Below are 18,907 nucleotides of genomic sequence, written 5' to 3'. Positions count from 1 at the left end.
CCGCACTGCCTCCCCCATGCCCCATGCCCAATGTCCCATGACGGCAGGTGCTCCACTTGGGGAGACCCCAAGACCGCACTGCCTCCCCCATGCCCCATGCCCAATGTCCCATGACGGCAGGTGCTCCACTTGGGGAGACCCCAAGACCGCACTGCCTCCCCCATGCCCCATGCCCATTGCCCCACTATCCACTACCAACTAACCAACGAGGTGAGAAACTACGCTGCTTTTGGTACGGTTACACCGACTCCCAGATGAGGAGTAACTTGTTACATTAGTTGACAAGAACAGACAACAGGCTGCTTAGTTAAATATAATACGAGCTTTTACTATTTAATTTACAAATACCGCACATAGCTGTGGTAGTAAAGGAGGCAAAACGTGAGTAACCCATCCAATCAAGTATCAGAATTTTTTAACAGTGAGCCAGAAACTAGCGAAGTGCTGTGGCAGTACGTTAAAGCCTTGAGTCCAGAGACAATTACCCAGTTATCCAAACCCAATTCTCCAGAAGTCTTTCAAGTAATGGAACGCAATATTGTCGGGCTGTTGGGAAACCTGCCTGCGGAACACTTTAATGTGACTATTACTACCAGCCGGGAAAGTTTGGGTAGGCTTCTTGCCTCTGCTATGATTAGTGGTTATTTCTTGCGTAATGCCGAACAGAGAATGAACTTTGAAATGGCATTGCAGGGAACTGAAACTAACAACACCGAGAATGACTAAGGATTTGAAGTTTTCATCCTGGTTAACGTCGCGGTGATACAAATCAAAAATCTCAAGGAGTGCTAAATCCTTGCAACCTGCCTCCCTTCTACCCTTAACTCCCAGAAGGGAATGGTAATTTTTATCAGCGTGAGAAAATAACTCAAAATACGAAATTGAAAATTACTTCATTAATTTAATCTTGATACAGGTGCGTAGACAAATTCAAACAAACTTAAAATTTGTACCTAAAATACAAACTCGGCAGAAATCAAGTTAATCTGCCGAGTTTTTTTAATGCTTAGTAGTTGGTTGTTCCACGCTTCTACTAACTACTAACTACTAACTACTAACTACTAACCATTACCCACAAACCATGAGTGAAACTATTTCCCCACCACCTCACAAAATCATTGGTGTTGCCGTAATATCAAACGATCGAGGGCAAATATTAATCGATCGCCGTCGTCGGTCAGGCGCAATGGGCGGTTTGTGGGAATTTCCTGGAGGTAAAATTGAGAAAGGCGAAACCGTCGAAGAGTGTATCAAACGGGAAATTAACGAAGAATTGGGAATACTTATTGAAGTAGGAAAACATCTGATCACTATCGATCATACCTATACCCACTTGCGCGTCACCCTGACTGTACATCATTGCCGCCATCTTAAGGGTGTTCCTCAACCGCTGGAGTGCGATGAAATTCGCTGGGTGAATTTGGATGAACTCGATCGCTTTGCTTTTCCTCAGGCAAATATTCAAATTATCGCAGCTTTACGTGAAGGCGATCGCTCTCATCCTTAAAGCTTGATTAATTGTGGGTTTTATTCGTACCAGTGCTTTCTAGTCTGAAGGTGAGGTCTCCAAGTGAATTTTTCTAGTTGTCCAAAATGCGCGATGGTGCGGTAGCACCCGCCTTTGGCGATCGCCTGAATCGATTTGGCGACTGCAATTGTGATTTCGGCGATCGCCTGAATCGATTTGGCGATCGCAATTGTGATTTCGGCGATCGCCTGAATCGATTTGGCGAACGCAATTGTGATTTCGGCGATCGCCTGAATCGATTTGGCGACTGCAATTGTGATTTCGGCGAACGCATTTGTAATTTTGGCGATCGCCTGAATCGATTTGGCGACTGCAATTGTGATTTTGGCGTACCTACATAAATCTATTCATCCCTCCATTCAGCAACGCCGACTTTCCTAAGCTTCATGAGTATTGTGTTTTCTCATGAATCATTTAGGATTGCTATATCTCCCAATCCTCAATCAGCAAGTTATTAATGCGTTGGAATTCTCTAGTGTTATGGGTAATAAGGGTTAAGTTATTTGTCAGGGTGATGGCGGCAATTTGTAAGTCATACGCGCCAATGGGAGTACCTAATGCTTCTAGTTGAGAGCGAATTATTCCAAATGTCGTTGCTGCTAAATCGTCAAAGGCTAGTGATGTAAATTGGGCTAAAAATTGTTGTTGTAAAGTAAGATTCCGTTGTGGCTTGGCACTTTTCATTGCACCATAGAATAGTTCAGCTTTGACGATTGAGCAAACGGCAATATCTTTAGTGGCAGTGGATTCTAGTTTCTGTTTTAAGGTGGAATTTCTACCACGCATATAGATAATGCAGGTGTTAGTATCGAGCAGGAATTTCACAGGATTGGTTCGCGTTCTGGTTGTTGTCCTTGGGGATGACGGAAGAAGGTTTCATCTTGGATACATCCATAAAATTGAGGCAGGGGATATTCTGTTATTTCGGTTGGAGTTGCTGGTTGTAGGGACTCAATGAGGGTTTTTAGTAATCGGGTAAGGTCAAATTCTTCGGGTAATTCAGCCACGGGGGATTGACGGAAGAATTCTGATATTTTGCTTGTTTGCACAAGCTGGGTGTTGTTATTGTGTGTAGTCAGGCTTTGTGCCAGGAGTTGGATAATATACAATTTATCGTCAGGCGAAAGCTGAAGGAGTTGTTGTTCGAGTTCTGGGACGACCATGATGGGGCTTAGGTGGAGGATAATTTCATTTTACTTTCATAGTCAAGCGATTTTGTGAGTGCAATTATTATTTCAGCGATGCCTGGGTTGGGCTACGCCAACGCATTTAGCGATTTGGCGTTTGCGTTTGTTATTTCGGCAGTCGCATTTATTGATTTGGCGACTGCAATTGTGATTTTAGCGATCGCCGAAATCGATTTGGCGATTGCAATTGTGATTTTGGCGATCGCAATTGTGATTTCGGCAGTCGCATTTATAGATTTTGCGATCGCAATTGTGATTTCGGCGATTACTATTGCTGATTGCACTTATTCTAAAACAACAAATCCATATAAAAAATGAGTAAAAACACAGGCAACCTCGTAATTATTTCGTTGAACTTTTAATGAAATAAATCCACAAAACTACCCATCTCAGGCAAAAGGATACTCCACTATGTTGAAAAAGGAATTATTAAAAAAAAGGATATCTCATGTCTTTAAGAACTCGTGGTTCTGCTGCTGTTGACAAAGCCCAACTTCGTCTCGCCTTGCTTAAATCCATTGATGAAAGTCTGGATTTAGGACATGGGTTAACCATTGAAGCCTACAACCACCTAATCAACACTACCCGTGCTGTACTAGAAGCTCATAATACGCTGGTGTCCAATCTTGAAGAATCGCGTAAAACAATAATCCAGATGGATAAAGCCCTCTCCGAAATGTCTGAACGAATGCTAAGTGGAGTTGCAACTGTCTACGGCAGAAACAGTATAGAGTATTCCAAGGCTGGCGGCTCTAATCGAAAACGAAGTAAACAATCTAGTTCAAAAGTTACTCCAGTTGTAGCGGTTCTTACCACTCAACCTACTCAAGCTGCAATTGCCAATGCGTCAACTAACGGTAATGGCACAACTCCTTTGCTGCAATAATCCACCTGACTTGAAAATGGGAGTAGGGGTGTTAAATCAATGAATGGGGTGTAGGGGGTAGGGGGTAGGGTGTGGGGAAAACGATGCTAAGAGCAGGGGTTTCAAATGCGGACTCGATGTTTAAAAAGTATTATATGAAGCACCCAAAGCCTCAGAACTTAACTAATCAGGTAAAAACTCTTCATCTAAACATTCATCCGCAGTAAACGGATCTACCCCAAAAGTATCAAGCGATAAACCAGTTTCATCACTAGCTTGCTTTCTTGCATCTTGATAACACTGTGGCAAAACTTCCTGGAAATATAATTTTAAACTAGGACTATCTACAAAAGCTTCTTTGAGCCTCCGACGATGTTCTCTAATACTTCCTTTCCAACTATTAGAGCGCTTTTCTGGCTGATATTTATATTTTAACAAATGAATTAAGACAACTATCAAATTACTTTTTATTGCCTTTTTTTCACTTCTCCCCATGCATTCAATTTCTTCGATAAGATTTTCTAAATCAACTTCAGAAAATCTGCCTTCTTTTAATTGTTTAGCCGTCGTCTCTATCCACAGATAAAAATCTTGCTCGTAAAGATGAGATGTAAAGACTGTTGGTTGAGGCGCTGTCATCTGATTTTTCAACCTCATGAATACAAGGATAGAAGTAGAGAAAATAGCAAAATTCAATTAATCAGGTAAAAACTCTTGATTCAAGCATTCATCCGTAGTCAAAAAAGCCTCTACAGGAAAAGTATCAAGGCTTAACCCAGTTTCTAAAGCCGCTAACTGACGTGCATCCTGATAACATTCCATAAAATTTTCAGCGAAGTACTTTTTCAAACTTGGGCTATCTTGCAAATTTTTATTTAGTCTGCGTCGATGTTCAAATATAGTATAAAGCCAACTATTAGACCGTTTTTCGGATTGATATTTGTATTTGAATAGGTGCATTAATAAAACTACTAAATTGCTTTCTAAAGCTCTTTTTTCGCTTCTCCCCATGCTTTCAATTTCTTCGATAAGATTTTCTAAATCAACTTCAGAAAATCTGCCTTCTTTTAATTGTTTAGCCGTCGTCTCTATCCACAGATAAAAATCTTGCTCGTAAAGATGAGATGTAAAGACTGTTGGTTGAGGCGCTGTCATCTGATTTTTCAACCTCCCAAAATCCAAGCAGTAAACTTAATTTAATCCCGCTCTGACTATGCTTGTTACTTATCTAAATAGATTGCGTTTGGGCGTATTCCAAGTGAAACTTGAGATGCGAGCAAGTAACAGGGTAACTATATAATAACAATTTAGACCAGGGCGAAAGCGCTATTAATATAATAGCTACCTGTATCACAACTACATTAATCTGTCACTATACAACAAGAATATGTAAAACTTTAACTATTCAACAATACTTTGATTAAAGCCGATGACGGGATTTGAACCCGTGACCGCTCGATTACGAATCGAGTGCTCTACCACTGAGCCACATCGGCAAAAGCCATTCCCAATTATACCATTAATAAGGTCATGGTACAACAAAATCCTAAAAATCGCCTTAACTCAGAACAATACGCCCGTCTCAAAGCAGAAATGGCAGCCCCCTATCGCGGCTTGCGGCAATTTATATATATTGCTTGTGGTGCTTCTGGTTTCATCGGCGCGATCGTCTTTTTTTCCCAACTGCTTGCTGGACGCGATGTTGATAGCGCTTTGCCTAACTTAGCACTTCAGGTAGGAGTCGTTACCTTAATGGTATTCCTTTGGCGATGGGAACAGCGTAGGCAAAAGCGCTCATAAATAAGTAGAACGAATAGCTTCTTACGGGAGAAATTCTCCCTTTTTGCAAGATTTACCTTTTATATCTGGTGACAGATGTCTTATTTAGTTAACTAACTTAACATAATTATATAATCAGAAACATATATACAGAAAAAATTAAGAAATTATTAGGAAATCTGAAAACTTGAGATTTTCAGTAGAAACTAATAATACTTCAAACGGGGTCAGCCAATATAAAGACCCTGAATATCAAACCATAAATTTCAATGGGGTCAACCAAATTTTAAAGACCCCAAAGTTAAAAAAACTCAAAATATTTAAAGCGCCAAGACCTAACAATTGTTAAGCCTTGGCGCTTTGATTTATGCAAGGGGGGTGGGGAGTGGGGGAGTGGGGGAGTGGGGAGTGGGGGACAATTCTTTTTCCCCATCTCCTTGTCTCCCCATCTCCTTGTCCCCCCATCTCCCCCATTACGGAGTTTGTACCAAATAAGGTGAGGGAATTGCTTGAGCGCGTCCTGCACTAACTAGCGCTTGGTAAACAAAAGCAGCAACTTCTGCCCTAGTTGCCTCACGATTTGGATTTAGTTGCTTAACGGTAGGATAATTAATTACTAATTGCCTGGAAGTTGCCGCAGCAACAGAACCCGTAGCATATTTAGGAATCTGTGCCGCATCAGTATAGAAAGTTAGAGGATTCTGAGTCTCAGCATTTAAACCCAGACCGTTGGCTAAGGATACTAACACCTGCACTCTAGGAATTTGCTGCTGTGGTTTAAACGTACCGTCGGGATAGCCAGACACATATTGACCCTGGTAAGCAGATTGAATTGCTGCGTAAGCCCAGAAATTGCTTTGCAGATCCTTAAAGTCAATACCTGGGCGTTTGCTTGCTGGCGATAAAGCTTTATTGACGATAGTAGCAAATTGAGCGCGTGTTACAGGTTCATTCGGTCTAAAACTGCCATCGGGGAAGCCCGCAATAATATTCTGAGACGCTAAAGCTTCAATGTATCCTTTTGCCCAATAACCCGCAGGTACATCTTTGAAAGCAGTTTGACCACCTGCGGGGGGTTCAACGCTGGCAGCAACAAAATCTACCTTGCCAGAAATTCGGGTAGGGTCAATATCATTACCAACAGCGACTATTGTATTTTGAGTGGTCGCATTTAATACGTCAAAAAGCTTTTTTGGGTCTTTTTTACCGTTATTGCGAATCAGGTTTTTACCAGGATTTTCCTGAGTTCCCAAGTCTGGTGAAGATTTCTGAAGCGCAACTAATCCGTGATCTCGGTTATCCTGAATTACGTTGTTACGCAGCATCGGTTTGGCGCTACCAGTGACAACAATGCCGCCATAGTTTTGGATAATTTGATTATCAGTAATTAAAGGAGTTGCCAAATCGCTAACTGCAATACCAAAACCAGTTGATTGAAACAAGTTATTGCGAACTTCACCTGTGGCAGATTTAGCGACGGAAACTCCATTGCCCTTATTTTCAGTAAAGACGTTATTTTCAATTTTGGGATTACCTGTACCCGTAACGAAAATACCTTCTCTTATACTATTGACAAATGTACTGTTTGTAATTTTGGGATTAGTCGATTCAACCCACACACCAGTACCGCGTTGATTGGGGTTGGTGACAGTAACGCCAGTGATGGTAGAATCTTTGTCAGCGCGAATTGTAATGTTCTGACGCGCAAAGGTGGGGCTGACGAAAAAATCACCACCTGTAATTAATATCGCCTGACCTTTGCTGGCATCATCACCGCGCAGTGTCACACCTTGTTGAATGAATAGTGGGAATTTTTCGCCACTTTCACTGTTATAAGTACCACCAGCGAGCTGAATGACGGTACCTGGTTGAGCCTTGCTGAGGGCGAAGGTGATAGTTTTATAGGGTGTTGCTTCAGAATTGCTAGCAGCGCTGTCTGCACCGGTCGCTGGGTTAACGTAAATTGCTGTTGCTGTTGCAGGAACTTGCGCGGTTAGAGTTGGAGTAATACCTTCAGAGAGGGTAGCACCAGCATTTACTTGACCAGGCGATCGCATTGACCCAGCAGAAATTAGTATCAAGGCGCTTAGTCCTGCTCGTAAGGGTAGAGTATATCTAGGGTGACTGCTAGAAAGAAGGCGAAAAGTTTTCGATTGAGGCTTGTGAAAACCCTGACGTTTCATCTTTTTTATATCTGTGATTTGAGTGAATTAAGGTAAGTTGAAAGAGGTGTCGATAGCAGCCATGTAGCTGTAAAACCCATGCAAAACTATACCGGAATAACAGCACCTTATCAGCCAAATTCTTGAATAAAAATCAACGCTAATGCTGTTGTATGTTACACTTTGAAAACTGTCAAGCTGAATTTAAGTTTGACCAAAAAGCCTCTTACAGTAGTGTTTTTGGGCTGTAATTAAAAGATATTGTATTTGACAATACTTTTATTCTGGTTTTAATGTTTAAGTTTATTATCTAAAAAACTAATAATTTAATATTTTTGTAATAAAAATATACGTCTGCTGTCGATTTGTTGCAAATCTCAAGTCAAATGGTACGACATGAGGAAGATGTTGCAACTAATTCTGGCAAGATATGGTTAAAAGCACAGCCAAGCTTGGGGAAATGTGAGGAAATGCGTTGCCAATTTTTGTCTGTGTCTGGTAGGTTAATTTTAGTAATAAGTATTTATTTTATACTTTCCGGTGTTCCTGCTTTAGCTGCGGAATCGGTGGTGTTGAAGTATCGCATCTTCCGAGAATCAGTTTCGGTACAGGAGTTGTCTAGTTTTGCCCAAACTGGTAAACTGTCAACTTCCTTAAGAGTGAATTTAGCTTTGGCTAGACAAAACCCTCAAGCAATTCGTCAGTACTTAACTGAACCTGTGAAAATTAACCCGGTGATTTTAGATAAAGTACTAAATAGCCGGATTGGTAATGTGATTTTAGATCAACTTACTCAGGTTATTCATACGCGATCGCGTCAAGCAGACAAACAAGCTTTACGTGCAGCTTTGGTAGTTTCTGCCAGTAAAGATAGGCAAATTACACTGATAGAAGTTATCCAAAATTATCCTACAAATGAGGTAGAAGTTGAAGGAGACCGCCTAGAAACTGCCTACCGTCAACTGCGTCGCTTCCAGGGAAATCTACAAGATATTCTTGGTTTTTAAGTACTTTTTTGGTGATAAAACTAACTTATATTTTTGCAAGCGCCAAATAGCCGATTGCCTTTGTGATATTAGCAATCAGCTATTGAGATTATTTTTCTCGTCATTTATACTTAGCTACTTAGTAAGCTAAAGTTTCTAAAGTTTCCCGCAAATAGCGCTGTACTTGTTGCTCGAGCCTAAGCTTTTGTAATTGAGCATCGTGTTCTAGTTGCCAGCTTTGGAAGCCTGAACTAGCGGCGATCGCCGATACAAGATTATTCCAAATTTCCGCATCAGTTTTATTTTGAATTCGAGCCATAATTACTCATTCCTCAGTTTTAACTTTGCCAGTCAACTGGGGCAAGATTTGATCAACCCGCACCCCTAAAATTGTAAAATCCTGCTTAATCTTTTCTAAAGATAACGGTTCTAAAGCTGCAAATTCTGTTTCCTTCGTCACCAAAACTCCTGCGACACTCAGGGGAATTTGCAAAAATAAATTACTCGCTAAAAAAAATAAACCAGCAAGCAGCAATGCTAAACCTCTCCATTGAGGTAAAAGCCGAGCAATGTTTGCTACCAAGGGAGTTGCTTGAGAAAGCAGCAGCAATATCAAAACTGATAATACAGCTCCGAAAACTGCTAGCAGGCGATTTAATTTTGTATTAACTAAACAGAGAATTTTACGCTGGGGTTCTGAGAGGATTTCTGGCTTGAGGGCTACTCCCAGAAGGGCAAATGTATAAAAAGGGCGGCGCAGTTGCATCCACAACAGCGGTAGAATGCCAATTGCCGCAACTATAAGTAGTTCTAGCCAGGTTGGTAGTGAGCGATCGCCTACTGCCAAAAACAATAAGCACAGCGGCAAAAAAATCGGCAGCGTTGCCAATCCAGCGATGTGAATCCACAAAATAGGTTCAGAGCGAAATGAGGACATAAGCAAAGTGGGGAATGGGGAGGAGCCAGTGCGTTGGAGAGCCAGCGCCGTAGGCGGGCAATGCCCGACTTGAGGCGTAGCCGCGTCCGGGTTCCCCGGCAGCGGTGCACCTGGCGTTGGGGAGTAGGCAGTGGGGAGCGAGTAAATTCCCTATTCCCTACTCCCTATTCCCTACTCCCTATCTTGTTGGAGTCAAAGTGCGGCGTTTCGTCACCATTTGGTAGGATTCGATGCTGTCACTTTCAGCCCAGTCGTTGAATTTATCAACGCCGATACCGCATTCATAACCAGCATTCACTTCCTTAACGTCATCTTTCATCCGTTTGAGGGAATCAAGAACACCTTCATAGATGACTTTGTTATTACGACGCACTCGGATTTTACAGTTACGAATTAGCTTACCAGATTGCACGTAACAACCAGCAACCGCACCGCGTCCCACTGGGAAGACGGCACGCACTTCGGTGATCCCCAGGTGTTCTTCCACCAATTCTGGCTCTAATAGACCTTCCAGGGCTGCCTGGATGTCTTCTAGAAGTTTGTAGATGATGTTGTATTCTCTTACATCCACACCAGCTTCATCGGCGGCTTGTCTGGCACCACTGGCGAAGGTGGTATTGAAGCCAATGATTACGGCGTTACTGGCGGCAGCCAAGTCGATATCTGTCTCGGTGATTTCCCCAGCAGTCGCCAATAACATGCGAATTTGCACTTCGTTTTGCGGGATTTGTTTGAGCGATCCCACTATGGCTTCTACAGAACCTTGTACATCTGCCTTGAGAATCAAGTTGAGTTCTTTCAACTCGCCTTCTTGTGCTTGAGCGGAAAGGGTTGTCAGGGTGACGCGTCCCTGTAATAGACGGGAAGCGCGTTGTTTGTCTGCTCTGTCTGAGGCGAGTGCGCGTGCTTGTTTTTCGTTCTCGAAAACCTCGAACTCGTCGCCTGCTGCTGGCACATCACTTAGACCCAACACCTCGACGGCAAAACTTGGGCTTGCAACTTCAACTCTGGCTCCTCTGTCATCGACCATTGCTCTAACTTTACCAAAGGCAGAGCCAGCTACGAGCATATCGCCGACGTGGAGAGTACCATTCTGAATTAACAAGGTAGCAACTGCTCCCTTTGCTTTATCCAGATGAGCTTCAATCACTGTTCCTTTTGCAGTCCGATTTGGATTGGCAGAAAGTTCGCCTACCTCTGCGACGATCAAAATCATTTCTAAGAGCGTATCTAAGTTTTCGCCCTTGATGGCACTGACGGGAACCATGATTGTGTCACCGCCCCATTCTTCTGGGGTTAAACCATACTGGGTGAGTTCTTGTTTTACCCGGTCTGGCTGTGCGCCTTCTTTGTCGATTTTGTTAATTGCCACGACAATAGGCACTTGGGCGGCTTGGGCGTGGCTAATGGCTTCGATGGTTTGGGGACGAACGCCATCATCCGCCGCTACTACTAACACAGCAATGTCTGTCACCCGCGCTCCCCGCGCCCGCATAGCTGTAAAAGCTTCGTGACCGGGGGTGTCAAGGAAGACGATTTGCTGCATTTTGCCTTCATGTTCTACATCGACGTGGTAAGCACCGATGTGTTGGGTAATACCACCAGCTTCGCCGGCTGCCACTTTGGTTTTGCGAATCGAGTCGAGCAGGGTAGTTTTGCCGTGGTCTACGTGACCCATAATTGTCACGACTGGCGGACGGCGCACGAGGTTTTCCAAGTCTTCGGCGTCGATCATTTCCGTGACTTTGATTGCCTCGGATTCTAGTTCGGCGGTTTCGACTGGTACTTCTAGCTCGGTTGCGATTAGGGTAATGGTGGGAATATCCAGGTTTTGGGTGATGCTTACCGCCATGCCTTTCATGAACAGGATTTTCACAATCTCTGTATCGGCAATTGCTAAGGCTTCAGACAGTTCTTGCACGGTCATGGGACCTGTTACTACCAGTTTGTCTGGACGATCGCGCTTTTGCTCTTGTTGGCGTCCGGCTTTTTGATCGCGATCGCGATCGCGATCGCGGCTGCTGGATTTTTTACTACCTTTAGCAGTTGGGATGCTAGTTGTTGGAGCTACAGTAGGTGAGGAAGGTCGGCTTGCTTTCGGTTTGGGAGGACGAGCGATCGAAAGGCTGACCTGAACGGTAGCTGGTGAATCTGGATCTTCATCATCGAGCAAGTCTTCTTCAAATTCATCATCCAGAATCGGCTTAACTCGTTTGCCTTTAGTGACTTGCTTGCCTGCTTTTTCTTTAACTTCGTCAATAATTTCCTCTTCCTGCCACTTTTTACCACCTTTGAGTAGGCGAGGTGGTGTGGGGCGTTTGAGGTCGAGCAAATCGGGTGCTACGGGATCATCATCCGGAAGGTCTTGTTTTGCGGAAACGCCTGCAAGCCCTCTTGGTGGAGTTGCCACTGGCAGTGAAGCTGCGACTGGCTTTTCACTTGGACGTACCGGTCTTGTGGGTCGTTGCGGATCTCCTGCGGGTATTGGCGCAGATGGTCTATTACCTTTTTGCTCTGGTCTGACTGGTGCGGGAGTGGGTCGTCCTGCTGGACGGGGTGCATCTGGTGCTGGCTGGTCGCTTGTTGGTTTGGCGACCTTGGGTTTTACCTGATCGCGATCGCGCTTCAGGATCGGTTTTTGTGTTTGAGTCAGCGATCGTGCTTCAATCGGCTCTCCCACGGACACCAGAGGCTGTCCATCTGTAGTCGCTGTTTCCGCAAGTGGTCTTGCGGGTGGCGCTACTAGTTGCGGTCTCGGCGGTTTTTCCGGTTTTTGTCTCGGCGGTTTCTCCGGTTTTTCTGCGGCTGTTTTTTCTGGTGTCAAAGGACGATCAAGCGTTTGCTCTGCTTCAGTCACAGGAGGTTTTTGTGGGGTCTCCGACTGATTTTTGGGTACTGGTCGAGTTGGTGCCGTCGGCTTCATTGATGATGAGACTGGTGTAGCGAAGGGTCGTGGAGGTGAAGGAGGATTAGCCTCAGAAGAAGCAAATTCTGTACTAATAGCAACTGACGCCTCTTGGGCGTTGGAGGTAGTGTTTCTCAATATTTTGGGTTTGCGAATTTCCAAAATTTGTTGTTTGTGGGGTGCGGTTGGTCGGGATGGTCCACCAATTTGTGGTGAATTTGCTTTATGACTGGTTGTAAGTTCTTTTTTTGGCATTACATTCGTAGCAGCGAGTTTTTCGGCTGCTGTCCGAATTTGTTCTGCCTCTGTTTCCGAAATTGTACTGCTATGGCTTTTGACCGCAATATCGAGCTGGTCGCAAATTGCTAATAGCTCTTTGTTATCCAAATTCAATTCCTTTGATAATTCGTAAATTCTCACTTTGCCGTTGTTCATCCACTCTTCCCCAATAAGATTACAGTTTTAGCGGATGGCTGCCTGAAAGTGCGACATCTCCATCCTTTGACTGCTGTGTTTAGGTTGCCCAGATACGATTTTGCCGGTGCCTCCAATCAGGAAAGAGAGATGTTTCGGTTTACTGTTGGCATCTCCACACCCAAGGATGGTTTATGCCACGCGATCGCGCTACCAGGTTGCCATATTGTTTTTTTTGTTTTGCTGATTCTGATTCCACAACACAATCGAGTAAAACTTTTTCGGTCGGGTTGCTTCGCCGCTGGAGCAATAAACTTGAGAAGCGAGCTAGCTTTGCTGCCTACACCCATTTACTATTTTGGCATTAACCCAAGCAATCAAGTCAGAATGTGATGATAGCGTATTAGTACGGCTGTCAGTACAATTGTCTGAGTGATTACCGCCAAACCCCTGAATATTCATAGGTATGGTTTTAGGCTAAACGTTGCCACAATGTTTCATACAGTGTTTCTGGCACTGATGCATGTAGCGATCGCCCTAGTCTATTTTTTTTTTGAGCAGCACAAAGGCAGCTCGCTTGCGGACAAATGTAGGCAGAACGCCCCATGCCCTCATTTAATTGTACCTGTCTAGACGGAAAGACGCGGACAATCCGCCAAAACTCTTCTTTTAATTTGACTTGGCGGCAACTGATACAACGTCGGTAATTCTTTTTCATCTCTTTTTTCTCGGTTCAAGGCAGTCTTTTTTGTTAAATAACTCCTCAGTACTAATTTTGACATTTTGTTAGATTCTCAATTAAACCTTTATCAACTGGCTTCCGGAAAAATTAAGGTTTGTTAAGTTATTTGTATTTTTACCCGGTTTATTGCTGTTTTGCAACATTTAAGAATATTTATAGCTTGCGGATGCCAAGGTCAACCGATGCAACGATTTGCGATCAAAGCACGTTCGCGTAGCCGCGTGCCTCTAGGAGAGCGCAGCGTCTCTATGCAGGGAGAAGAGAAGCGATGCCGAGTACGGCAACGCTTTTTTATTTTTCAAAAAGCTCGTTTGTTGGGTTTGGCTATTGCTCAAGCCAACAAACGATTAAAAAGTGAGCGGATATATGAAGGAAAACTCAAATTACCAATAAAGACAAGATGCTTTGAAATGTAGCACCTTTTATTCCTAAAGCGTTAGTAAGTTTGGTTATAGCAAAAGGTGTATCAGAAGCCACTGCTAAATCGGCTAGGCGTTCTAAAAGCTGTTTTAGCGAACTTAAAGAACTTTTCAGCAACAATTGTCTAAAATCGTCTGCTAATTGCGATCTTTCTTCTATGAAATTTTCTAAAGCTACTCTTAAGTCAGATGGAAAATTCTCAACTGACTTCATAACTGTTTCTAACTTATTTTGACATGCTTCTATTTCTTCATCTTGCTCATCTTGTTCATCTTGTTCATCTTGATACTCGTCGTCTGTTTCTAATTCCTCGTACTCATCTGCTTGGTCTAGCTGTAGTTGCTCTATTTTTTCGAGTTCCTCAAACTCCCTTTCATCTTCTTCTTGTTGTTGTTTTGCTCGGACGGCGACAAATTTTGCATCTTCCGCTGCGGGGTCATACTTCGCTTTGTCTTTGATGTCAATTTTCCAGCCAGTCAGACGAGCAGCTAAACGGACGTTTTGTCCTTCTTTACCAATAGCTAAACTAAGTTGATCTTCAGCTACTAAAACGTGAGTTTGGCGACTTTCGGGGTCCATGAGGCGCACTTCATCGACTCGTGCGGGACTCAAGCCGTTAGCAATGTAAGTTGCAGGATCTGGCGACCAACGAATCACATCGATTTTTTCCCCGCGCAATTCATTGACCACCACTTGAATTCGCGATCCCCGCGCTCCAATACAAGCACCAACTGGATCGACATCGCGATCTAAAGTGTCAACAGCAATTTTAGTTCGCGGTCCGACATAACGCGAAGGAGGATTAGCTTCTCTGGCTACAGCAACAATTCGCACAACTTCATCTTCAATTTCCGGCACTTCGTTGGCAAACAAATATACTACTAAACCAGCATCTGCTCTGGAAACTAGTAACTGCGGTCCGCGTTGCTGTCCTTGAGAAACCTTTTTCAAATATACCTTAAATGTAGCATTTGCTCGGTAATTATCGTTGGGCAATTGTTCGCGCTTGGGTAATTCAGCTTCTACCTCTGGTTGACCGAAGCCACTGACAACTGCCATAATCACTGACTGTCTTTCAAAGCGCAGTACTCTTGCTTGCAGCACAGTTCCTTCTAAGTCTTGAAATTCTTCTTGCACCAACTGGCGCTGCTGATCTCGCAGTTTTTGCGCTAAAACTTGCTTGGTTTGCATCGCCGCCATGCGACCAAATTCTTCTTTATCAGGGGTAACATCTAGCACCACTGAGTCACCTAATTGCGCTTCCGGAGCTACTTCTTGAACTTCTTTTAAAGAAATTTGATGATCGGAATTGCTAACTTCTTCAACAATGCTTTTAGTAGAAAGAACGCGAAATCCTTGTTCGTCAACATCAAGTTCTACTTCAAAATTATTAAAGTACTCTTCATCAAATTGTCTTCGCTCTAAATTTTGGGCACGGCGATAACGTTCGTAACCTTTTAGTAGTGCTTCTCTGATAGCTGATTGAACTGCCACACGCGGTAAATTCCGTTCGCGACTGATATTTTCGATTAAATCTTTTAATCCCGTTAATTTAACTGTAGACATAAATTTATCTCCTTTAATTATTATGCAGACACCCAGCATAAGTTAGGAGCATAAGTTAGGAGTTGTAAGTTATGAGTTAAGAGTTTTAAAAGAACTCAAAACTTAACTCCTAACTTTTAACTCCTAACTTTTAACTCCTACTCCGTTCTCCTAACTTTTATCTGCTCTCATTCAACTGCACCCTACTTATGAGAGTGCGAGGAATTTCGATTACACGACCTTTTTGGTTTAAGTAAACTGATATTTCATCCCGGCGAATCAACTGACCAATCCACTCTTGCTGTCCGTCGTAGGGTTGGGAAGTAAAGACAATTACAGGAAATCCTTTGAAGGACAGGTATTCCCTGTCGGTTGTCAGTTGCCGCGAAATACCAGGACTTGACACCTCTAAAACGTAAGCATCTGGAATGATATCCGATCCATCTAAGGAGGCTTCTAAAGCACGGCTCATCCGCTCACAATCATTCAATCCAGTGTCCTGTTGGGGATTGCGGATATCTACCCGCAACACTGGTGGACGTTGGTTAGTATGAAAAACTACCCCAACGACTTCTAATCCCAGTTCTTCTGCTACTGGTATCGCCAAATCAATAATTTGTGGGACTAAGGGATGAGTCATGCAATAATTCAATAAAAAAAGTGGGCATTGACCCACTTCCTGCGATAAGGATATCTTCCAAGAAGTATTGTGCCGAACCAAAAATGGTTCGACCTAAATTGAGTTTAGCGCATTTCTTTTGGGGGGAGAAGTGAGAAATTAATAATGGGGCATTGGGCATTGGGCATTGGGCCCTATCGCAATGGGCAATTGTTTAATGGGCACGCTCGAATTAAACAAGTTCAAGAAAGCGAGTGGGTGAATAAATACAATTCTTTCCATGCCCCATGCCCCATGCCCCATGACGGCAGGTGCTCCACTTGGGGAGACCCCAAGACCGCACTGCCTCCCCCATGCCCCATGCCCCTCATCGTCTACTCACCACTTGCCTTATTCCTAGTTTGTAGTAGAGCAGAGCTTTTACTGACTACTGTGGTAACTGATGCTTGCGATCGCATTTGTCGAGTTTGTTGGATTATTTGCGCTATATCCTCGCGGGACAAGCGTTGGACGTAGTTAATCTTGACTTCTTCCAAAAAGTCAAACAGTAAGCTTTGAATTTCTGAAAGTACTTGTTTTTTCTGCATTTCCACTCCCAAGGCTTCGCTAAAGCGTTCGAGTAATTGACTCGAAAGTTTTGCGGCTACTGGATCTTCGACGGCGCTAACTAAAGCGTTGTAAAGGTTTGTGGCGATTTGAGTTGATAATTGTTCGCTCAGTTGAGCCTGCATCTGTGCTACTCCGGGGAGGTTGTGCAGGTTGCGATAGATGGGGGATTGATTGAATGCACCATCTATATTATGATGCAATATGGCAACTATCTCTGGTTGAATTTTGGGTAGCACTTGATAAACGATCGCTTTGATAAAGATACCTGCGATCGCTTCCACTTCATTAATATTATTAATATCTACATACTCAGAATGATTCTCTTTTTGCAATAGCCAGCGCGTTAACTCTCCCTGCTTTATCGATCCTTGAATCTGGTTAATTAACCTAACTATGACAATTTCTGTGAGTTCTTCCGCAAAATTGGCGACAACTCCTTGATTAATTTGCTTTCTTACTGGTTGCAGATTCAATAAATGCGCTTTATCTAAACGAACTAATACAGGTATTATTCGCAACCATCGCCCAAATGGAATCAGCAAAAATAAATCGTACCAGCGCCACAAAACTGCATCTAACCAGCTAAAACTAGGATTGCGTTTTCTGGTGTAAAAACACCGTGTCAGTAATTCTAAAGCAAATAAAATCACAAACGGTAAATCTATTCGCCAAAAATTATCAGTAAATTCACCGTTTTCGCCAATTGTGCGGTAGTAATCTGTAGCGATTAAAGGTTGAATTTTCTGGTTGAAAAAAGCAATTTCTTGATTCCACCCATTTTCACTTAAATAAGCTTGACTCCAAAAAGTGTCAAACGCTCGTTTCGCAGATTTTACAGATGTGCGATCGCGCATTCTATTTTTGATTTTTTCCAGCGTCCCACTCTTATTTACTGCCGCAAACGGATTACCGTCAATCATCTCACCTGAGAGACGCCGCAATTCTTCAAGTTGGGTTGCACTTTCTGAGGACTTTAACCCTGTTTGGCTTACCTGTTCTTCTAATAACTTGACATTTGCTAGATAGTTTTCTGTTTCTCGATGCGGTTCAATACCTTTTACTTTGTCATAAACCTTGGTAATTTGGGGAACTTTTCGCAAGTAGAAATCCCGCCAAGGAATATAACTTAAATCAAACAAACAAATACATAAATTAATGAAAGCAATAATTGCCATTAAGCGCTCAAACCATAGGTTTCGCCGCTTGTTCAAGTTTATTTGAGCCATTCGCTGATAAGTGGATTTGAGAAATGTTCCTTATGACATCTCTAATTTATGTGCTTTATGCTGTTTTCAGTATATATCCACTTTTAATTGAAAATCAGTCTACAGAAAGATGACAAAATTTGATTTATAGTATCCACCTAATTTTATTTAGATATAACTTAATTTAATCAAAAATAATTAATAATGAGATTAAATAAACTAAAGATCGGCTATCGACCCGAATATATAGCTGATTTAATCAAAAGGAGTTTCAACCATGTGGTGTGGGTTTGGAAAATCAAGCATTCCTGTTGCTGTTGTCTGCCTGATAACAGCTAGTGTAGTAATTTCAGATACAGCTACTGCTGCTCGCCAACGTAATTATAGTCCACAACAATTCCGTGCAGTATTGCGGGGATTGGGCTATAGCGTTGACTTAACAAATACGCCCTTAAGGGATGCGAAAACTAAAAAAGCAATTCGTGAATTTCAAACAGGGTACAAATTAACACCTGCTGATGGAGTTGCAGGACCAAAAACTCAAGATTTTGCCGCGAATATAATTCAAATTTTACAGGCAAACTTGAATGCAGTATTGAAGCCTAAAAATCCTCTACCCCGCGATCAGTTTTATGGTTCGCGGACGGAAGCAGCGGTTAAAGAAGCTCAAAAAAGATTTCAGTTACAAGAAACTGGAATTGCCGATCTAGCATTTCGCCAGAGATTGAACGAAGAAGCAAAGACAAGCGGAGGTCAGCCGAGTACTCAGCCAACTCCGACGCCGACATCTTCACCAACCCCAACAGCGACACCGACAACCAGACCGACAACCAGACCGACAACCAGACCAAGAACAAGAACTACGCCAACACCAACGCCAACACCAACGGCGACACCAACGGCGACACCAACGGCGACACCAACGGCGACACCGACAACTTTACCTGAGGTGGTACCGTCACCGACAGCTTCACCAACACCTTAGATACAAGCAAAAAATGATG

22 protein-coding genes, 1 tRNA gene and 1 pseudogene are annotated in these 18,907 nt (G+C 43.1%); 10 read left to right on the top strand and 14 right to left on the bottom strand.

The features are described from left to right. The first annotated feature begins 129 nt into the window (after positions 1–129). From AABK37_RS21520 to AABK37_RS21505, 4 genes are all read left to right on the top strand, one after another. Positions 130–258 (top strand): hypothetical protein, encoded by a 129-nt coding sequence (locus tag AABK37_RS21520; protein ID WP_432553571.1) that lies wholly within the window; start codon positions 130–132, stop codon positions 256–258. Between the two features lie 123 nt (positions 259–381). Next, positions 382–726 carry a DUF760 domain-containing protein gene (locus AABK37_RS21515; protein WP_039742177.1) on the top strand — a complete coding sequence of 115 codons (345 nt, stop codon included), beginning with the start codon at positions 382–384 and terminating at the stop codon, positions 724–726. Between the two features lie 355 nt (positions 727–1,081). Next, positions 1,082–1,507, top strand: coding sequence for an 8-oxo-dGTP diphosphatase MutT (mutT, locus tag AABK37_RS21510; RefSeq protein WP_432553570.1), 426 nt, complete (start codon positions 1,082–1,084; stop codon positions 1,505–1,507). Between the two features lie 77 nt (positions 1,508–1,584). Beyond that, positions 1,585–1,869, top strand: coding sequence for a hypothetical protein (locus AABK37_RS21505; protein ID WP_432553569.1), 285 nt, complete (start codon positions 1,585–1,587; stop codon positions 1,867–1,869). Positions 1,870–1,951: 82 nt separating this feature from the next. Here AABK37_RS21505 and vapC read toward each other — a convergent pair whose 3' ends face one another. Both vapC and AABK37_RS21495 read right to left on the bottom strand, forming a co-directional pair. Beyond that, positions 1,952–2,353: a type II toxin-antitoxin system tRNA(fMet)-specific endonuclease VapC gene (vapC, locus tag AABK37_RS21500; RefSeq protein WP_432553568.1), complete on the bottom strand. Its 402-nt coding sequence runs from the start codon at positions 2,351–2,353 to the stop codon at positions 1,952–1,954. Further along, positions 2,350–2,691: a hypothetical protein gene (locus AABK37_RS21495; RefSeq protein WP_432553567.1), complete on the bottom strand. Its 342-nt coding sequence runs from the start codon at positions 2,689–2,691 to the stop codon at positions 2,350–2,352. Before AABK37_RS21495 ends, vapC begins: the two co-directional genes overlap by 4 nt. 54 nt (positions 2,692–2,745) lie before the next feature. Here AABK37_RS21495 and AABK37_RS21490 point away from each other — a divergent pair, with 54 nt between their 5' ends. Together AABK37_RS21490 and AABK37_RS21485 are read left to right on the top strand one after the other, a co-directional pair. Beyond that, positions 2,746–3,033: a hypothetical protein gene (locus AABK37_RS21490; protein WP_432553566.1), complete on the top strand. Its 288-nt coding sequence runs from the start codon at positions 2,746–2,748 to the stop codon at positions 3,031–3,033. A gap of 130 nt (positions 3,034–3,163) precedes the next feature. Continuing rightward, positions 3,164–3,601, top strand: a complete 438-nt coding sequence (locus AABK37_RS21485; RefSeq protein WP_039742231.1) for a hypothetical protein — start codon at positions 3,164–3,166, stop codon at positions 3,599–3,601. 162 nt (positions 3,602–3,763) lie between these two features. Here the strand turns inward: AABK37_RS21485 and AABK37_RS21480 are convergent, their stop codons facing one another. The 3 genes from AABK37_RS21480 to AABK37_RS21470 all read right to left on the bottom strand — a co-directional run bounded on the left by AABK37_RS21480 (position 3,764) and on the right by AABK37_RS21470 (position 5,076). After that, entirely contained in the window at positions 3,764–4,219 is a 456-nt protein-coding gene (locus AABK37_RS21480; protein ID WP_432553565.1) for a DUF29 domain-containing protein, read from the bottom strand. 57 nt (positions 4,220–4,276) lie between these two features. After that, on the bottom strand, positions 4,277–4,735 hold the full coding sequence (locus AABK37_RS21475; protein WP_432553564.1) for a DUF29 domain-containing protein: 459 nt from the start codon (positions 4,733–4,735) through the stop codon (positions 4,277–4,279). Positions 4,736–5,004: 269 nt separating this feature from the next. Then, positions 5,005–5,076 (bottom strand) — tRNA-Thr (locus AABK37_RS21470). Positions 5,077–5,110: 34 nt separating this feature from the next. Here AABK37_RS21470 and AABK37_RS21465 point away from each other — a divergent pair. Then, on the top strand, positions 5,111–5,380 hold the full coding sequence (locus AABK37_RS21465) for a DUF3493 domain-containing protein (protein WP_432553563.1): 270 nt from the start codon (positions 5,111–5,113) through the stop codon (positions 5,378–5,380). Positions 5,381–5,832: 452 nt separating this feature from the next. On the opposite strand, the gene AABK37_RS21460 is transcribed toward AABK37_RS21465, so the two are convergent. Further along, positions 5,833–7,542 carry a DUF1565 domain-containing protein gene (locus AABK37_RS21460; protein WP_432553562.1) on the bottom strand — a complete coding sequence of 570 codons (1,710 nt, stop codon included), beginning with the start codon at positions 7,540–7,542 and terminating at the stop codon, positions 5,833–5,835. Positions 7,543–7,907: 365 nt separating this feature from the next. Here AABK37_RS21460 and AABK37_RS21455 point away from each other — a divergent pair, with 365 nt between their 5' ends. Then, on the top strand, positions 7,908–8,528 hold the full coding sequence (locus AABK37_RS21455) for an alpha/beta hydrolase (RefSeq protein WP_432553561.1): 621 nt from the start codon (positions 7,908–7,910) through the stop codon (positions 8,526–8,528). A 118-nt stretch (positions 8,529–8,646) separates the two neighbouring features. On the opposite strand, the gene AABK37_RS21450 is transcribed toward AABK37_RS21455, so the two are convergent. From AABK37_RS21450 to infB, 3 genes are all read right to left on the bottom strand, one after another. Then, the gene (locus AABK37_RS21450) at positions 8,647–8,826 is read right to left on the bottom strand and encodes a hypothetical protein (protein WP_432553560.1); all 180 of its coding nucleotides are present in this window, start codon (positions 8,824–8,826) and stop codon (positions 8,647–8,649) included. Positions 8,827–8,832: 6 nt separating this feature from the next. Then, entirely contained in the window at positions 8,833–9,444 is a 612-nt protein-coding gene (locus AABK37_RS21445; RefSeq protein ID WP_432553559.1) for a low-complexity tail membrane protein, read from the bottom strand. A 178-nt stretch (positions 9,445–9,622) separates the two neighbouring features. Beyond that, a complete protein-coding gene (gene infB, locus AABK37_RS21440; protein ID WP_432553558.1) occupies positions 9,623–12,784 on the bottom strand; it encodes a translation initiation factor IF-2 in 3,162 nt (1,053 codons plus the stop codon). A 129-nt stretch (positions 12,785–12,913) separates the two neighbouring features. Here infB and AABK37_RS21435 point away from each other — a divergent pair, with 129 nt between their 5' ends. Further along, the gene (locus AABK37_RS21435) at positions 12,914–13,156 is read left to right on the top strand and encodes a hypothetical protein (RefSeq protein WP_432553557.1); all 243 of its coding nucleotides are present in this window, start codon (positions 12,914–12,916) and stop codon (positions 13,154–13,156) included. Positions 13,157–13,235: 79 nt separating this feature from the next. Here the strand turns inward: AABK37_RS21435 and AABK37_RS21430 are convergent, their stop codons facing one another. The 5 genes and pseudogenes from AABK37_RS21430 to AABK37_RS21410 all read right to left on the bottom strand — a co-directional run bounded on the left by AABK37_RS21430 (position 13,236) and on the right by AABK37_RS21410 (position 17,924). After that, positions 13,236–13,481 carry a YlxR family protein gene (locus AABK37_RS21430; RefSeq protein WP_432553556.1) on the bottom strand — a complete coding sequence of 82 codons (246 nt, stop codon included), beginning with the start codon at positions 13,479–13,481 and terminating at the stop codon, positions 13,236–13,238. A gap of 735 nt (positions 13,482–14,216) precedes the next feature. Further along, positions 14,217–15,491: pseudogene (gene nusA, locus AABK37_RS21425) on the bottom strand (transcription termination factor NusA); the annotation flags it as partial. A 157-nt stretch (positions 15,492–15,648) separates the two neighbouring features. After that, positions 15,649–16,110 carry a ribosome maturation factor RimP gene (gene rimP, locus AABK37_RS21420; protein ID WP_432553555.1) on the bottom strand — a complete coding sequence of 154 codons (462 nt, stop codon included), beginning with the start codon at positions 16,108–16,110 and terminating at the stop codon, positions 15,649–15,651. 138 nt (positions 16,111–16,248) lie between these two features. Next, positions 16,249–16,392 carry a hypothetical protein gene (locus tag AABK37_RS21415; RefSeq protein ID WP_432553554.1) on the bottom strand — a complete coding sequence of 48 codons (144 nt, stop codon included), beginning with the start codon at positions 16,390–16,392 and terminating at the stop codon, positions 16,249–16,251. Positions 16,393–16,463: 71 nt separating this feature from the next. After that, entirely contained in the window at positions 16,464–17,924 is a 1,461-nt protein-coding gene (locus AABK37_RS21410) for a hypothetical protein (protein WP_432553553.1), read from the bottom strand. A gap of 256 nt (positions 17,925–18,180) precedes the next feature. On the opposite strand from AABK37_RS21410, the gene AABK37_RS21405 reads away from it, so the two are divergent. Further along, on the top strand, positions 18,181–18,888 hold the full coding sequence (locus AABK37_RS21405; protein ID WP_432553552.1) for a peptidoglycan-binding domain-containing protein: 708 nt from the start codon (positions 18,181–18,183) through the stop codon (positions 18,886–18,888). Positions 18,889–18,907: the final 19 nt, after the last annotated feature.

Source organism: Tolypothrix sp. VBCCA 56010, assembly GCF_050875635.1.
Taxonomy (GTDB): Bacteria; Cyanobacteriota; Cyanobacteriia; order Cyanobacteriales; family Nostocaceae; genus Hassallia.
Note: the sequence above shows the minus strand (reverse complement) of the source record. Positions and strands in the feature narration are given on the sequence as shown.

Bases quoted from the DNA above. Each gene is read 5' to 3' on its own strand.
- mutT (WP_432553570.1), top strand. From the start codon at position 1,082: ATGAGTGAAACTATTTCCCCACCACCTCACAAAATCATTGGTGTTGCC.
- AABK37_RS21495 (WP_432553567.1), bottom strand. From the start codon at position 2,691: ATGGTCGTCCCAGAACTCGAACAACAACTCCTTCAGCTTTCGCCTGAC.
- AABK37_RS21485 (WP_039742231.1), top strand. From the start codon at position 3,164: ATGTCTTTAAGAACTCGTGGTTCTGCTGCTGTTGACAAAGCCCAACTT.
- AABK37_RS21480 (WP_432553565.1), bottom strand. From the start codon at position 4,219: ATGACAGCGCCTCAACCAACAGTCTTTACATCTCATCTTTACGAGCAA.
- AABK37_RS21475 (WP_432553564.1), bottom strand. From the start codon at position 4,735: ATGACAGCGCCTCAACCAACAGTCTTTACATCTCATCTTTACGAGCAA.
- AABK37_RS21465 (WP_432553563.1), top strand. From the start codon at position 5,111: ATGGTACAACAAAATCCTAAAAATCGCCTTAACTCAGAACAATACGCC.
- AABK37_RS21460 (WP_432553562.1), bottom strand. From the start codon at position 7,542: ATGAAACGTCAGGGTTTTCACAAGCCTCAATCGAAAACTTTTCGCCTT.
- AABK37_RS21455 (WP_432553561.1), top strand. From the start codon at position 7,908: ATGGTACGACATGAGGAAGATGTTGCAACTAATTCTGGCAAGATATGG.
- AABK37_RS21450 (WP_432553560.1), bottom strand. From the start codon at position 8,826: ATGGCTCGAATTCAAAATAAAACTGATGCGGAAATTTGGAATAATCTT.
- AABK37_RS21445 (WP_432553559.1), bottom strand. From the start codon at position 9,444: ATGTCCTCATTTCGCTCTGAACCTATTTTGTGGATTCACATCGCTGGA.
- infB (WP_432553558.1), bottom strand. From the start codon at position 12,784: ATGAACAACGGCAAAGTGAGAATTTACGAATTATCAAAGGAATTGAAT.
- AABK37_RS21435 (WP_432553557.1), top strand. From the start codon at position 12,914: ATGTTTCGGTTTACTGTTGGCATCTCCACACCCAAGGATGGTTTATGC.
- AABK37_RS21430 (WP_432553556.1), bottom strand. From the start codon at position 13,481: ATGAAAAAGAATTACCGACGTTGTATCAGTTGCCGCCAAGTCAAATTA.
- rimP (WP_432553555.1), bottom strand. From the start codon at position 16,110: ATGACTCATCCCTTAGTCCCACAAATTATTGATTTGGCGATACCAGTA.
- AABK37_RS21415 (WP_432553554.1), bottom strand. From the start codon at position 16,392: ATGGGGCATGGGGCATGGGGCATGGAAAGAATTGTATTTATTCACCCA.
- AABK37_RS21410 (WP_432553553.1), bottom strand. From the start codon at position 17,924: ATGGCTCAAATAAACTTGAACAAGCGGCGAAACCTATGGTTTGAGCGC.
- AABK37_RS21405 (WP_432553552.1), top strand. From the start codon at position 18,181: ATGTGGTGTGGGTTTGGAAAATCAAGCATTCCTGTTGCTGTTGTCTGC.